Source organism: Arthrobacter sp. Y3221087 (assembly GCF_059089905.1).
In genome coordinates, this window is record NZ_JBNHFE010000006.1 from 139929 (window position 1) to 154105 (window position 14177).

Here is a 14177-nt window from a genome sequence, read left to right on the forward strand (position 1 = left end):
AGCTTTTCGCGGCCAAACAGCAAGCGCTGTCGTTGGTCACGACACTGTGAATCACAGCGATAGATGAGGGCATTTTCGCAGCGCTAAATGGCACCTTTGGTGACGCTCAGCTGCTGTAACACGGCCCTGGCCGGTGTCAAATGTCTTGAAAAGCGGCCAAGCAAATGCGCTCGGGTAGGGTTGAAGGATCAAGCTTGTAGGGGGAACTTGCTATGAAACGACCAGGCCGCATATCGGTAGTCATCACCACGATTGCCGCAGCGCTGTCGTTGGCCGGATGTACATCTACCCCTCCACGGATCAGTGCGCTGGACCGTGAAGCAACCAGCGCGGATGTCCTGCCGGCGCGTGTGCCGGAGATGATGCGAACCGAGCACACGACCCGGCTTCTAGCCGCTGAGGATGGCATCAGGTACTTTGTCGCGCAGGCCACGAATGCTCCGTACACGTGTGTGACGGCGTTCCCCAATGACCGGCCCGACCTGTGGGCCACTGGATGCAGCGACCAAGCCGATCCAAGAAAAGAAATTGTTCGGACTGGCATGAATGGAGTCGTCTCCCTTGTCCTGGTCCCGGACAACTACGACTCTTCGCAAATCGAAGATGAGGGTTTCGTAGCCGTCCACGAGAATATCCTCGTGGCAGGTACCCCAGGAAGAATCCCAGGCGCGTAAGCGACACGGCCTCACGGCCACCTCGTCGGAGAGTGTTGGCGGCGTCCTGTCCCCCCCAGATGTGCTGACAGGACGCCGCGGGCGTGGTGCGTTTGGTTAGCTCTCTTCGAGGGCGGGGATTCCGAGCTGGGCGCAGACTTGAGGTGGGCCGGGGATGACGGCCACCGTCTCGTCGACCACACACGCAGTCAGGAACGGTATGTAGTTTCCGAATGTCTTAAGGGCGGGATCCGGGAAGAGGGGCTTGCCGTTCTGGTCTTTCCCTCCCTCTACGGTGCCCGGAGCAAAGGGGATCGGGGAAACGAACCCCTCGGGGATGATGTCGTCGTTGATGCCGTTTGGGTTCATGGTTCCCAGGTCCCATGCGCGGCTGCACTGGTTGATGGGGTCGTTGACCTGTTGCATTCCGGCGTTTTTGTCGTCGGGGTTTGGGTTGTTCTTGTCATCGAACCCGGTGATGAAAGTTCCGGTGGTGATGTACGGGGGCATTCTGTCCCCCGGTGCACCCGGAATGGGGTAAGTGGTGGTGAGGTCGGCTCGGAAGTAGCAGCGGATGTCCCGCTTGTCTTCGACCGGGGCCAAGGCAACGTAGACGCCAGCGGCCGTGGTGCCAACCAGCGCGGTGCCGGCGACGGCGATCACGACTGGGAGGGTGAGCCATTTCCGGGCCGGCTTAGGGCGGCGGCGTGCTTCCTGCCCAAGCAGGTTCTGGACGCGGTTTTTAGTGTCTTTCGGGTAATTCACTTCAGATAGGTTCATGACAGCCTCGCTTCAACGATTGTGGTGTCGAGTTGTTCGACGGGCTCAATGGCCCGGCTCATGCCAGCCAGCTTGGTTCGTGCCCGGTGAAGCCTTGATTTCACTGTCCCGGCCCGTATGCCGAGCGTCTTAGCGGCTTCTTCCTGGGGGATTCCGTTCATGAGGCACAGGATCACGACGTCCCGTTCGCCGTCGTTCAGCCCGGCGGTTGTCTCCAATAGCTCGCGGACCTCGCGCTCCGCATCCAGCCTGGAAGCAACTGCTACTGCATGATCCGCTTCATTTTCACCATGCCGCGGATCCGAGTGCGGCAGCCGGGCAAGGAAGTCAGCGTACCGCCGTGAAGCCCTGCCACGATTGCGGTCAGCGTTCGTTGCCATCCCAAGCAACCACGGAAGGACACTGTCCCTCTCCGGTTTAAGCCTGGTCCGCTGCCGCCACGCCTCGAGAAACGTAACCGAGACGAGCTCTTCCGCGTCGTGCCAGGAACCGCAGCGGGATAGGCAGTACCGAAAGACTGCGTCAGCGTGCCTGGCGAATAGAGCCTCAAAGGCGTCCGCGTCACCTGCTACGCACTTGCGCCACAGGTCTTCGTCATTCTCCGCCATTAGCCTCATACCTTGTAGTGTCCGCCGGACCAGAAAAGGTTCCCTGCAGGGATGGCAGCTCAAGGTTTCCTATCAAACTCGGTGTCTCGAAACCATTCCGCCTCAAAACACTAGGGATTTGAAACACATCGGTTATGAAGGTGAACCGGCCAGGCCCTCCGCCTGCAATGAGGTCCTATCGTCCGCTGCGGATACTTCGAGCCAGACCTGAACTGTCACCATTCGACGTCATCTCGCCCGAGAGGATGCGCTCTTCCAGCCCACCGCATTGCATGTTGCTAAACCATGAGAGGTAGATGTGGCAATGTCGCCGCTCGCACATAAACTCGCTCCATGGGGCCCATCAACAAGTTCGGATGGAGATCGCCGAGGTGGTTGAGGTGAACTTGCTCGATCGCATCGATCAACGTCTTTCCGATACGCGCGCGCGGATCGACCCGCGCGATTTCGAAGACTGTGCTACCTCCTTGCTCAGTCCAGTCCACCCCGCACTCGTGCCCATCATCGGAGGCTCCGACTTTGGTCTTGACGCAGAGATCACTGAGGATTCACGGCCGGCGTCAGACCCCGTGGTGGCGGCAGCCGCCACTCAGAACGGGCAAGTAGGACCTGGAGACTACCCTCCTGCCTGCGGAGCGGCTATGGTCTCGGTCATGAGACCGATCATCCTCCTCGACATCAACGGTGTGCTCAACCCTAAGCTTCAGCCGGGTGACAAGTCTGATGGGAAGAATGTGCAGCTCTCGGATTTAAAGGTTGCCCTGGTGCGTCGGCTCGCCACCAAAGGGAGGCTCGCGTGGGTATCGACGTCAGATGAGGATCTTGTGGACAGCCTCGAAGCGCAGCTGCAGCTTGAGGTGAAACCGCTGCGTGTGGAGATCATGCCGGAGCCGGACGATGAGGACCAGCAGACGCCCAAACTGGGGTCAGTATCCAGGTGGTTGAACAAAATGGAGGCCGAAGGCGGCGCTGACTGGGACGCCATAGTATGGATCGACGACGCACTAGAGGCTGACGTGCACGACTGGGCCCACCAGTACCACCAACCCGTCCTGCTGGAGAAGCCTGACCCTGAGGAGGGCCTGACAGAAGCCCACGTCGTGGCGGTGCAGGTTTTCATCAACGACGAGGACCGGGACCATGCGCCCTGACAGCAGCCGGATTACGCCCCCCGCCAAGCGCATTACGGTCACGACTGAAGGGGTAACGACGTGTACCGTCAGCGTCGAATGGAGAAGCAGCGCAATCTAAGCTCCGGGGCGCCTACGCGAGGCGGGTGTACGGTGGCGGTATTCGCGCGCATAACTGGGATGCCAGCTGAACCCTCTAGAGTCTTTGCCTATGAACGCCCCAGCCAGTAATGTCCCGGTTCGACCCGTCCAGCGCGTCGTCATCGTCCACGGATATCAATCGTCTCCGGATGCAAACTGGTTCCCCTGGCTTCAAAGCGCCCTCGAAGCTCAAACGGGTCCGCGTGCCGTGACCTCCGTCTGTTACGAACTAAAACCTTGCCTGACAGGATTCAGGTGGGATGCGCCGGTGAATGGTCAGCGAATTGGGTTGAGCTCCGTCACGGTGTCCGTTTCAGCTGCGGCATGACTGCCAGTCAGGCAAGGGTGGGGAGAGCCCTAGCCCAGCTGGGTGTGGCGCGTACTAATTATGCCGATCAGAGCGACAGCGCGAGGATGGTCCAGCCCGTGCTGTGCCTCTCCCCCGGTTCGAGGACCACGAGGTCCTCACCGGTGTTGAAGGCCTCCGGCGGGCATGACATGGGCTCGACGGCAAGCCCGAGCCGGGTGCGCTCTGGTTGTCTCGGAAGGTCCGCGGTGTGAATCTGCACCCAAGGGCAGCTCGCGTCCCACACCATCGCAGTGCCGGTCCCGAAGGTGGGATCGATAACCCGGACCATGGCGCGCCCTTCGCTATCCCAGGCAAGGTGTGTGAAAGCGTGGTCGATTTGCACATCACCGATGGCACGGGCAGAGCGGAAGTCAAACGGAGTGCCGGCGACCGATTCCTTGGCCACGGGCAGGAGACGGTCGGGAGTTACCGTCAGAACCGTTGAGGCGGGCAGCTCGAGCACCCACTCGTCGAGCGGCGACGCCCCGCCCACCAGGTACGGGTGGGGGCAGACGCCGTAGGGAGCGCGCCGGGCGCCGACATTACATGCTGCTACGTCTGTCCTGAAGCCCTGCCCGTCGAGGCTGAACCGCGCTTGGAGGTAGAGCTTGAAGGGGTAGCCTTCCGTGGGCTCAATGGTGCATGCGAGGGTAAGGGTGCTCCCGGTGTGCTCCACCACTGTCCAAGGGACATCGAACACGAGCCCGTGCAGCGCAGCGGCCCGGTCTGGCTCGTTAATTGCAAGCTGGTAGTTCGCCCCGTCGAACATGTAGCGCCCATCGCCGATGCGGTTGGGCCAGGGAGCCACGAAGGCGCCACGGTAGTTGGGCATCTCTTCGTCGGAGCCGAAGCCCACTACGAGCGGCCGCCCCTGGTAAATCAGTTCGCGGACGGTGGCCCCGAAGCCGAGGACGACGGCTGTGTAGCCGCCGCCCTCGATTCTGTATTCCTGGTGGTTCATGTGAGGGAAACGGCCGTCCATGACACGGGAGGAAGGGTGATGGTGACTGCACTACCGTCGAGGGCGGCGGAGGTGTTTGGCTTCATGGTCACGCGCTCGGGCTCCTCGAGGGTATTTTTCGCGTACACGTCCGAATCGAACAGTGACTGCGCCTCGACAGAGCTGAAGCCGTTGAGGGCCGCGATGTCGATGGTCACGGTTGTCTCCTCGGTTTGTGAGCGGTTGACGAGGAAGACGGCGGCCGCGCCCGTTTCGTCGTCGTGCGTGGCCACGGCGTCGACGAGCGGCACAGTACCGTACTCGCTGGTTTCGTACGTCCCGGCGTCGAGCTTGAGTTCAAGCACCGATCCCTGCGCGAGCTTCGAGGTGATCGAGAACGGGAAGAACGTGGTTTGGCGCCACGCGGGGCCGCCTGGCTCGGTCATGATGGGCGCAATCACGTTGACGAGCTGCGCCAGTGAAGCGGAGGTGACGCGGTCGGCGTGCTTGAGCAGCGAGATCATGAGGTTACCGAACACGACGGCGTCCGCCACTGAGTAGCAGTCTTCGAGCAGGCGCGGGGCCACCGGCCAGTTGTCGAGGCCCTCAATCTTATCGATGTTCTCGAAACGGCTGATGTACCAGACGTTCCACTCGTCAAAGGAGATATTGATGGTCTTTGAGCTGCCGCGGACGGCCTTCACATGGTCGGCCGTCGCCACGACGGACTCGATGAAGTGGTCCATGTCGACGGCGGATGCGAGGAACGATCCCAGGTCACCGTTCTTCTCCTCGTAGTACGCGTGGCAGGAGATGTAGTCGACGACGTCATAGGTGTGGGTGAGCACCACGCGCTCCCACTCGCCAAACGTCGGCATGTGGGCGCTCGAGGAACCGCAGGCCACGAGCTCGATCGATGGGTCCAGCTGGCGCATCGCCCTGGCCGTGATTGCGGCGAGCTTGCCGTAGTCCTCGGCGGAGCGGTGCCCAAGTTGCCACGGGCCGTCCATCTCGTTGCCCAGGCACCAGATCTTGACGCCGAACGGGTCCGGGTGGCCGTTGGCCATGCGCTGGTTGGCGAGCGTGGTACCTTTCGGCAGGTTCGAGTACTCGAGGAGTTCAAGCGCTTCGGTCGTTCCCCTCGTTCCGAGGTTCACGGCCAGCATGAGGTCACTGCCTACCTTCTGCAGCCAGGAGGCGAACTCGTGCATGCCCACCTGGTTGGTCTCGGTGGAGTGCCAGGCGAGGTCCACGCGGGTCGGGCGATCCTCGCGGGGTCCCACGCTGTCTTCCCAGCGGAACCCGGAGACGAAGTTGCCCCCGGGATAGCGGATGGTGGAAACACCCAGCTCCTTGACGAGTTCGATGACGTCCTGGCGGAATCCTTCGTTGTCGGCACTCTCGTGGCCGGGTTCATAGATGCCGTCGTAAACGTGGCGGCCAAGGTGTTCGACGAACCCGCCGAAGATGTTGCGGTTGATTCGCCCGACCGTGAAGTGGGGGTCGAGCGTAAGGCGTGCGTTCTGCATCAAAATTGCTTTCTGTACGTGGTGGCTTGGACTGGCAGCCGGGGTCGGGGCTATTTGAGAGAGCCCAGCGACAACCCGCCCTGCCAGTACTTCTGGAGGGAGAGGAACGCTATGATCAGCGGGATGATCGAGACGAAGGCACCCGTGGTGATCAGGTTCCACAGGGCCTCGCCGCCGCTCCCGGCGTTGGACAAAGCCTGCCAGCCGTTGAGTCCCACGGTGACGGGGAGCAGCAGAGGGTCGCTGAGCACGGCCAGCGGCAGGAAGAAGTTGTTCCAGGTCCCGACGACGGACAACAGCAGTACAGTCACGATCGCCGGGCGCAACAGGGGCAGTGCGATCTGGACGAACGTGCGAATCTCTCCCGCGCCGTCAATCCGGGCGGCGTCGAGCAATTCGTCCGGCACCGCTTCCTGGGCGAAGACCCGCATTAGGTACACACCGAACGGGCTCAGGAGCGAGGGCAGGATCACGGCCCAGATGGTGTTCACCAGCCCCACCGAGCTCAGGAGCACGAAGGTCGGGATGACCAGTGCCGTCAGTGGCACCATGACTGCACCCAGCAGGAGCCCAAAGAAGGGCCCCCGCCCGCGGAAGTTGTACTTGGCGAAGCCGTAGCCTGCAAGCACGGCGAGGATGGTTGCCCCTACCCCGCCAGAGATGGCGTAAAGGAATGAATTCCCGAGCCAGCGCCAGTAGATGCCGTCTTGCCGCTCAAACAAGCCCTGGATGTTGCTGAAGAAGTGGAACTCGTTGTCGAACCAGAGGGGTCCGCCGGAGCCCCCGAAGAGGCCGGCTGTGTCCTTGGTGCTGGCGACCGTCAACCACCAAATGGGGGTGATGAAGTAGATAACGAGAATGAGCAGGAAGATGTGCGAGCCGATGCGGGGGCCGCCGTTGCGGGCCCTGTTGCGGCCTGCAGCGCTGCGGCTTTTCCGGCCGCCCTGGAGCTTGGGGGTTTCGGTGACGAGTGCCATGGCTTATTTCAGTCCGCTCTGCTTGCGGGTCAGGAAGAGGAAGAGGAAGGAGAAAACGAACACGACGATGCCGAGCGCGAAGGAGATGGCGGAGGCATAGTTGAACTGGCTGTAGGAGAAGGCCAGCGAGAAGGCGTACATATTGGGGGTGTACGACGTCGGGATGGCGCCCTGCGCCACTCCGCGGAGCACTTGCGGTTCGGTGAAGAACTGCAGGGTGCCGATAAGGGCAAAGATGACCACCATTACAAGCGAGGAGGAGATCATGGGGACCTTGATTCGCCACGCGATCTGCCGGTCGGAGGCGCCGTCGAGCACCGCTGCCTCGTAGATTCCCGGATCGATACCCCGCAGAGCGGCGTAGATGATGATCATGTAGTAGCCCGCCCACTGCCACGTCACGATGTTGACGAGGCTGCCGAAAATGCTGCCCTGCGCCAGGAATTCCGGTGCGGCCATGCCGAAGAGGCCGAAGATGGAGCCGGCCGGCCCGAAGCGGGGACTATAGAGGAAGCCCCACATGAGGGCGCCGATGACCACGGGAACCGCGTACGGGACGAAGATCATCAGCCGGGAGAACTTGGACGCCCAGGTGGCGAGGTTGTCCAGGACCAGGGCGGCGAGCAGGGCCACGATCATTTGCGCGGGGATCATGATCAGTGCGAACTTCGCCACCGTCGCCAGTCCCTGCAGGAAGATCGGGTCGGAGAACGCCTTGAGGTAGTTGTCCGCGCCGACGAACTTGGTGCCCGTGGCCAGGGTGCTGGTGAAGAGGCTCATCCTGAAGGCGTAGACCAGGGGAAGGATGAGGAAGGTCAGGAAGATTGCCGCGAAGGGCGCAACAAAGATCCATCCCCAGCGCTGCCGGCGCCGGTAGTTCCTGTCAGGACGGTGCTTTACGGGGGCCGGTGCCTTGGCCCGTGGGGCCGAACTCGGCGCGGTGGTCGTAGCCATGATGGTTTTTCCTCAAGCAGTGGGACGGTTGGCGCAGTGGAGGTGTCCACGAGGGCTGGCGGATAGGTGCCCGCGATGGACGCGGGCACCTATCCCGGCAGTTACTTCAGGGTGAATCCCTGCTCGGTCGCGTACTGCTCGAGGGACGCCTGGAGATCGTCGAGGGCCTTGCCCGCGTCCTTCTCGCCCTGGACCATCGAGTAGAGCTGCACGGTCAACTGGTCGTAGGCGTAGTTCTGGAACGGGCTGAAGGTCGCGCCCTGGTAGCCCTCAGCAGCCTTGAGGAAGACGTCCTTGTTGATCTGCTGCCCGCCGAAGAACTTGTACTCCTTGTTAGCGAACTCCTCGGAGTCGAGGACCGGCGCGTATGACGGGAAGAGCGCTCCCTTGTCAACGCCGAGGTTCATGCCTTCCTTGTTACCGAAGATGCCCATGGCCACCTTCGCTGCAAGTTTCTTGTCCTTGGCCTGCTCGGTCACTGCGAAGGTGGAACCGCCCCAGTTGACCTGGACGGGGTTGGCCGCGTCCCACTGCGGGAGCGCCGCCGCACGCCAGACCGCGTCCGGGTCGGCGTCGGACAGGCCCTGCAGGTAGCCGGGGCCCCAAGCTGCTGCCAGATAAACGGCGTACGAGCCGTCGACGAGCTTGGTGTTGTAGTCCGCCGTAAAAGCGTCATCGGTGGCGACGAGGCCCTTCTTGACGAGCCCGTTCCAATATTCAAGGACGTCCTTGGCGCCCTGGTCGTTGACCTTGATCCCGATTTCCTGCGGGTTGACGGAGTCGTATTCGAACGGAACTGAACCGGCCTGCGCGAAAAGAGCTTGGTTGAACGCGCGCCCGTTGGTTGGGAAGTCAGCCATGACGGCACCGTTGCCGGACTCCTTCAACTTTTGGGCGGCGGCTTCGAACTCTTTCCAGGTTGTCGGCACCTGGATGCCCGCGGCGTCGAAGATATCCTGGCGGTAGAGCATCCCCATGGGGCCGCCGTCGACCGGAATCGCATACACGGCGTCACCGCTTGAAGCATCCTCCCAGGCGCCTTCGGCGTACTGGTCCTTGACGTCATTGGCGCCGAACTCGGTGAGGTCCACAAGCGCATTGCGGATGGTAAAGCTGGAGAGAACCTCCGACTCGAGCTGGATGACGTCGGGGGCGCCGGAGCCGGACTCGATCGAGGTCGAGAACTTCGTGTACTCGTCGTTGCCCTGGCCCGCGTTGGTCCAGCAGATCTGCACATCGCTGTTGGTGTTGTTGAAGTTATCAACGACCTCGTTGAACGCGGGGTACCAGGCCCAGACGGTGACCTGGGGTGCCTCTGCATTGACAATGGTGTTGGTGCAGGACGCGGCCTCCGAGCCGCTTCCGTTTCCTCCGGAGCAGCTTGTCAGCGCTACGGCGGTGGCGGCGACGATGCCAGCCGATGCTAGAAACTTGGCTTTCATATCTCTTGCTTCCTCTCGCGGTGGCATTCCACCGTGGGGCCGCCCGTAGGCGGCCGGTCCGGGCGATGCATAAAGGAGGATCTACGGGGCACTAAGTGGGTGCCGCTCGATCTTCCTTGATCCCGGTCCGTCCTCCTGCAAGCTCGCCTCCCAGCGAGGTTCCCGCAAGTGCCTGGTCCGATGTTGCATCGTTGTAGGTAAACGTTGTAGAAAAAGCATGACGAGTGAGGCCTGTCACTGTCAAGCTGTTCCGCAGAAAACTTTCGGGCCAACAGGCATTCAGCTGGCGGGGAGCCTCGAGGACTCACGTTCGACAACCTGGAACCGCGCCTCGAACTCCCTGGGCGGTCCACCATGGCCCGAAATCCGCTCCTGCAGGACACGCACGGCAGTCTCGGCGATTTCTCCCCGACCAGGATCGATAGTTGACAGCGTGGGCAGCGAATACCTACCCTCGTCGAGGTCGTCAAAACCGATGACGGCGACGTCGTCAGGAATCCGCAGGCCCGCTTCCTGCAGCACGCGCATGGCACCGAGGGCCAACGTGTCATTTAGGCCGAACATCGCGTCGAACTCGACGCCGGTCTCGAGCATTTCCCGCATCGAGGTGGCGCCGTTGGAGCGGTGCCACAGGGTGGTGTAGGCCACGAGCCTGGGGTCGAACGGGATGCCGGCTTCCTCCAGCGCCTCCTGGTAACCGCGCAGGCGGAGCCCGGCAGAACCAATGACCTCCCCTTCGTGTCCTCCGACGACGGCGATGCGTTTCCGGCCTTTCGAGATCAGGTGTGCCGTTGCGGCCCGTGCCGACTCCACGTTGCTCATGGTCACGTGATCGGTGGGACCACCGAAAATCCGCTCGCCGAGGAGGACGAGCGGGAAGTTGACGTTGAGGTGGTGGGCGTCTTCGTTGGACACACCTAATGGGCTGAACAACAACCCGTCAGTCATCTGCAGCCGCGGGCTGGCGAGTATCTCGAGTTCGCGGGCGCGGTCGCCGCCGGTTTGTTCGATCAGGACCTTGAGGCCGCGCCCTTCGGCGGCCTTGATGATGGAATCCGCCAGCTCGGCGAAATAGCTGAGCGAGAGTTCGGGAACAGCGAGCCCAATCACGCCGGTCTTGCCCGAGCGCAAGCTCCGAGCCGACAGATTGGGGCTATAGCCGAGGCTGGCGATAGCCTCCATAACCCGCTGCTTGGTGTCCGCGCGGATGTACTGGTAATCGTTGATTACATTGGACACAGTCTTAATCGAGACTCCGGCCGCCAGCGCAACGTCCTTAATTGTGACCGCCATGCCGCTCCCCGGTATATCCCCGCCGTGATGCCCGATACGCCACGTGCAATTTAGTCTATAACGTTGTAGGACGCCGGGCATCATTAAAAGGTATCGGCCGCCACAAGCGAGCTGGGTGGTTAGATGATGCCATAACGGCGCCTAAGTTGAAACCGGGTTTCACCGGGAACGGGACGCTGAATCCCGTCCCGGTGGCGCGGGGATGCACTAGCCGGAGTTTCGGTGGCGGGCATACTCCCTCAAAGGGATATGCGCGGTCACAGTCCTCCTGCCAGCCTGTAGTAGGCAGCGTTCCAGTTCTTTTTTGAACTGGCGGATGGTGGTGCCTTCGTCGATGGTGAGGAGCTCGGTTTTGTTGATTTCGGCGAAGTCTTCGAACACTTCCATGCCCACCTGGGTGGAGAGCACGGTGTGGTGCGCGGCGCCGGCGGCGAGCCAGGCGGCGGCGGAGGTGACGAAGTCCGGCTTGGGGTGCCACAGCGCCCGGGCGACGGGCAGGTTGGGCAGTGGATGGTCCGTGGGGACCACGTCGACGGCGTTGGCCGCCAGGCGGAAGCGGTCCCGCATATCTGACAGCGCGACCACCACGCCGGGGGAGGCATCGGCGTCGAAGACCAAGCCAGACCATCAAGCCGATCCTGGATCCAGACAACAACGACGAGTCTGTGGTCACAACCCCTAACATGGGCGGACTGGTTATCCCGAGCAATAAACAGGAGCCGCTTGCAAGAGTTCCCGACCGATCCGCTCGCCTGCGAGCAGTGCCCGGAAGCTTCTCCTCTTGAACAAGTGTTCAATCAGCCTATTGAACACTTGTTCAAAGTGCACTAATCTCATCGTATGACCCGCACCACACACTCCAACTATCAGCGGAACGCTGCCTTGGAGGTTTCTTGCCGCAACTGGCCGGATGTAGAAAATATGCCGCGGAGACCCCGCGCAGTAGTGGCAACGTAGATCATCAATTTGTCCTCGTCTTTGTCAGGCTTTCATCCCGCGGACCCGATCTGTAAGTAAACCCCGCCAGTCCAACCCCCCCGCAGATCGGGCGGCTCCGGTTCCGCTTGTAAGCCAAGCGACCGGTCGGTGCCATCGTGTGGCGGTTGCACATCAAAAGATGTGTCAGGAGTTGCTGCACCAACACGCTGGTACAGCGGACGCATCACTTTTGGCCTCCCGCTCAGACCACCGGATTGCCTGAGTCCTTGGACGAATAAGACGTCGTCAACTTTTGGAAGAGAACACGGCCCCGCAGGTCAGCGGCTGGTTGCTGACCATTCAAGGAGAACTACATGCATACAGACAACATTGAAAACCTCAAAGATTGCGGGTTTGATTACGTCGTGGTGGGCGGCGGGTCCGCGGGCGCCGCGGTGGCCGCCCGGCTGAGCGAGGACCCGGAGGTGACCGTGGCCCTCGTCGAGGCGGGCCCGGATGACCGCAACCTGCCCGAAATCCTGCAGTTGGACCGCTGGATGGAACTGCTGGAATCCGGCTACGACTGGGACTACCCGATCGAACCGCAGGAAAACGGCAACTCGTTTATGCGGCACGCCCGCGCCAAGGTCATGGGCGGCTGCTCCAGCCACAACTCCTGCATCGCTTTCTGGGCACCACGGGAAGACCTGGACGAATGGGAATCCAAGTACGGAGTCACGGGCTGGAACGCCGATAACGCCTGGCCGCTGTACAAGCGGCTGGAAACCAACGAGGACGCCGGCCCGGACGCACCCCACCACGGCGACTCCGGCCCCGTGCACCTGATGAACGTGCCCCCGGCCGATCCTGCCGGCGTCGCGCTCCTGGACGCCTGCGAACAGTCCGGCATCCCCCGCGCCAGATTCAACACCGGCACCACCGTGGTCAACGGCGCCAACTTCTTCCAGATCAACCGCCGCGCAGACGGAACCCGCTCCTCCAGCTCCGTCTCCTACATCCACCCCATCATCGACCGCGACAACTTCACGCTGCTGACCGGCCTGCGGGCCCGCCAGCTGGTGTTCGACGCGGACAAGCGCTGCATCGGGGTGGATGTGGTTGACTCGGCGTTCGGCCGGACCCACAGGCTCTCCGCCAGCTGCGAGGTCATCGTGTCCACCGGCGCCATCGACACGCCCAAGCTGCTGATGCTCTCCGGCATCGGCCCGGCAAAACACCTCGCCGGACACGGCATCGAGGTCCTGGTGGACTCTCCCGGCGTCGGCGAGCACCTGCAGGACCACCCCGAAGGCGTGGTCCAGTTCGAAGCGAAGCAACCCATGGTGCAAACCTCGACGCAATGGTGGGAAATCGGTATCTTCACCCCCACGGAGGAGGGCCTGGACCGCCCGGACCTGATGATGCACTACGGATCTGTCCCGTTCGATATGAACACCCTGCGGCACGGCTACCCCACAACGGTGAACGGCTTCAGCCTCACCCCAAACGTCACCCACGCCCGCTCCCGCGGCACCGTCCGCCTCCGCAGCCGGGACTTCCGCGACAAGCCCATGGTGGATCCGCGCTACTTCACGGACCCTGAGGGCCACGACATGCGCGTGATGGTGGCGGGCATCCGCAAGGCGCGGGAAATTGCCGCGCAGCCTGCCATGGCAGAGTGGACCGGCCGCGAACTATCGCCCGGCATCGAGGCACAGACTGACGAGGAACTGCAGGACTACATCCGCAAAACGCACAACACCGTCTACCACCCCGTCGGCACAGTCCGCATGGGGCCAGTGGACGACGACATGTCCCCGCTCGATCCCGAACTGAGGGTCAAAGGCGTCACCGGCCTGCGTGTTGCAGACGCCTCTGTTATGCCTGAACACGTCACCGTTAACCCCAACATCACCGTGATGATGATCGGGGAACGCTGCGCCGACCTTATCCGCTCCAGCCGAAGCGGCGAAACAATGACCCTGGAGACGGAGCTCAGCGCGTCCCTCGCCTGACCGGCAGCACCAACGACCAAATTAGACCGTATTCAGGCGCCCGATGGAGTAGGCACCCAACTCCTCCACCGACGCCTTTCCCATGTCTTAATCACCCGATGAAGCCATGATTGATGAACCTAAAAAGGAGAAATAATGACCGCCACCGTTGAGCAAATCGGCGACGCCGGAAAAACGCAGGATGTGGTCAGGGGCCTGTACGTTGACGGCACCTGGCAACAGGCGTCCGACGGCGGCACAACTGTCCTGCGCTGCCCTGCGGACGGGCGCGAGGTCGCCGTTGTCGCCTCGGCCACGGTGGAGGATGCCGAGCGGGCCATCGCCAGTGCACGTGCAGCCTTCGACGACGGTCCCTGGCGGCGGCTCACCGACCTTGAACGCGGGGCGGTCATGCTCCGCGTGGCCGAACTGCTGGAGCGGGACAAGGCCGCCTATGCCCGGGCCGAGG

Annotated in this window: 12 protein-coding genes and 1 pseudogene; 3 read left to right on the forward strand and 10 right to left on the reverse strand. The window is 62.3% G+C overall.

Features of this window, described 5'->3' with window-relative positions; translation table 11 throughout:
- Positions 1–389 precede the first annotated feature (389 nt).
- From AC5RUO_RS16750 to AC5RUO_RS16760, 3 genes are all read right to left on the reverse strand, one after another.
- Positions 390–626, reverse strand: coding sequence for a hypothetical protein (locus AC5RUO_RS16750; protein WP_494104101.1), 237 nt, complete (start codon positions 624–626; stop codon positions 390–392).
- A 144-nt stretch (positions 627–770) separates the two neighbouring features.
- On the reverse strand, positions 771–1433 hold the full coding sequence (locus AC5RUO_RS16755) for a hypothetical protein (RefSeq protein ID WP_494104102.1): 663 nt from the start codon (positions 1431–1433) through the stop codon (positions 771–773).
- Entirely contained in the window at positions 1430–2041 is a 612-nt protein-coding gene (locus AC5RUO_RS16760; protein WP_494104103.1) for an RNA polymerase sigma factor, read from the reverse strand. Before AC5RUO_RS16760 ends, AC5RUO_RS16755 begins: the two co-directional genes overlap by 4 nt.
- A gap of 356 nt (positions 2042–2397) precedes the next feature.
- Between AC5RUO_RS16760 and AC5RUO_RS16765 the strand changes: the two genes are divergently transcribed.
- Positions 2398–3192, forward strand: a complete 795-nt coding sequence (locus AC5RUO_RS16765; protein ID WP_494104104.1) for an HAD domain-containing protein — start codon at positions 2398–2400, stop codon at positions 3190–3192.
- 515 nt (positions 3193–3707) lie between these two features.
- Here the strand turns inward: AC5RUO_RS16765 and AC5RUO_RS16770 are convergent.
- From AC5RUO_RS16770 to AC5RUO_RS16800, 7 genes and pseudogenes are all read right to left on the reverse strand, one after another.
- Positions 3708–4622, reverse strand: coding sequence for an aldose 1-epimerase family protein (locus AC5RUO_RS16770; protein WP_494104105.1), 915 nt, complete (start codon positions 4620–4622; stop codon positions 3708–3710).
- Entirely contained in the window at positions 4619–6130 is a 1512-nt protein-coding gene (gene arfA / locus AC5RUO_RS16775) for an arabinosylfuranosidase ArfA (protein ID WP_494104106.1), read from the reverse strand. Before arfA ends, AC5RUO_RS16770 begins: the two co-directional genes overlap by 4 nt.
- A gap of 50 nt (positions 6131–6180) precedes the next feature.
- Positions 6181–7107 carry a carbohydrate ABC transporter permease gene (locus AC5RUO_RS16780; RefSeq protein WP_494104107.1) on the reverse strand — a complete coding sequence of 309 codons (927 nt, stop codon included), beginning with the start codon at positions 7105–7107 and terminating at the stop codon, positions 6181–6183.
- A 3-nt stretch (positions 7108–7110) separates the two neighbouring features.
- Positions 7111–8061: a carbohydrate ABC transporter permease gene (locus AC5RUO_RS16785; protein ID WP_494104108.1), complete on the reverse strand. Its 951-nt coding sequence runs from the start codon at positions 8059–8061 to the stop codon at positions 7111–7113.
- Positions 8062–8162: 101 nt separating this feature from the next.
- A complete protein-coding gene (locus AC5RUO_RS16790; protein WP_494104109.1) occupies positions 8163–9503 on the reverse strand; it encodes an ABC transporter substrate-binding protein in 1341 nt (446 codons plus the stop codon).
- Between the two features lie 279 nt (positions 9504–9782).
- Positions 9783–10796, reverse strand: coding sequence for a LacI family DNA-binding transcriptional regulator (locus AC5RUO_RS16795; protein ID WP_494104110.1), 1014 nt, complete (start codon positions 10794–10796; stop codon positions 9783–9785).
- Positions 10797–11053: 257 nt separating this feature from the next.
- Positions 11054–11414: pseudogene (locus tag AC5RUO_RS16800) on the reverse strand (L-arabinose isomerase); the annotation flags it as partial.
- A 674-nt stretch (positions 11415–12088) separates the two neighbouring features.
- Between AC5RUO_RS16800 and AC5RUO_RS16805 the strand changes: the two are divergent.
- Both AC5RUO_RS16805 and AC5RUO_RS16810 read left to right on the forward strand, forming a co-directional pair.
- On the forward strand, positions 12089–13729 hold the full coding sequence (locus tag AC5RUO_RS16805) for a GMC family oxidoreductase (protein ID WP_494104111.1): 1641 nt from the start codon (positions 12089–12091) through the stop codon (positions 13727–13729).
- 135 nt (positions 13730–13864) lie between these two features.
- Positions 13865–14177: aldehyde dehydrogenase family protein (locus tag AC5RUO_RS16810; RefSeq protein WP_494104112.1), on the forward strand; the 313-nt coding region annotated here is incomplete at its 3' end.

Coding starts and splice junctions, on each gene's coding strand:
- AC5RUO_RS16755 (WP_494104102.1), bottom strand. CDS start 1,433: ATGAACCTATCTGAAGTGAATTACCCGAAAGACACTAAAAACCGCGTC.
- AC5RUO_RS16760 (WP_494104103.1), bottom strand. CDS start 2,041: ATGGCGGAGAATGACGAAGACCTGTGGCGCAAGTGCGTAGCAGGTGAC.
- AC5RUO_RS16765 (WP_494104104.1), top strand. CDS start 2,398: ATGGAGATCGCCGAGGTGGTTGAGGTGAACTTGCTCGATCGCATCGAT.
- AC5RUO_RS16770 (WP_494104105.1), bottom strand. CDS start 4,622: ATGAACCACCAGGAATACAGAATCGAGGGCGGCGGCTACACAGCCGTC.
- arfA (WP_494104106.1), bottom strand. CDS start 6,130: ATGCAGAACGCACGCCTTACGCTCGACCCCCACTTCACGGTCGGGCGA.
- AC5RUO_RS16780 (WP_494104107.1), bottom strand. CDS start 7,107: ATGGCACTCGTCACCGAAACCCCCAAGCTCCAGGGCGGCCGGAAAAGC.
- AC5RUO_RS16785 (WP_494104108.1), bottom strand. CDS start 8,061: ATGGCTACGACCACCGCGCCGAGTTCGGCCCCACGGGCCAAGGCACCG.
- AC5RUO_RS16790 (WP_494104109.1), bottom strand. CDS start 9,503: ATGAAAGCCAAGTTTCTAGCATCGGCTGGCATCGTCGCCGCCACCGCC.
- AC5RUO_RS16795 (WP_494104110.1), bottom strand. CDS start 10,796: ATGGCGGTCACAATTAAGGACGTTGCGCTGGCGGCCGGAGTCTCGATT.
- AC5RUO_RS16805 (WP_494104111.1), top strand. CDS start 12,089: ATGCATACAGACAACATTGAAAACCTCAAAGATTGCGGGTTTGATTAC.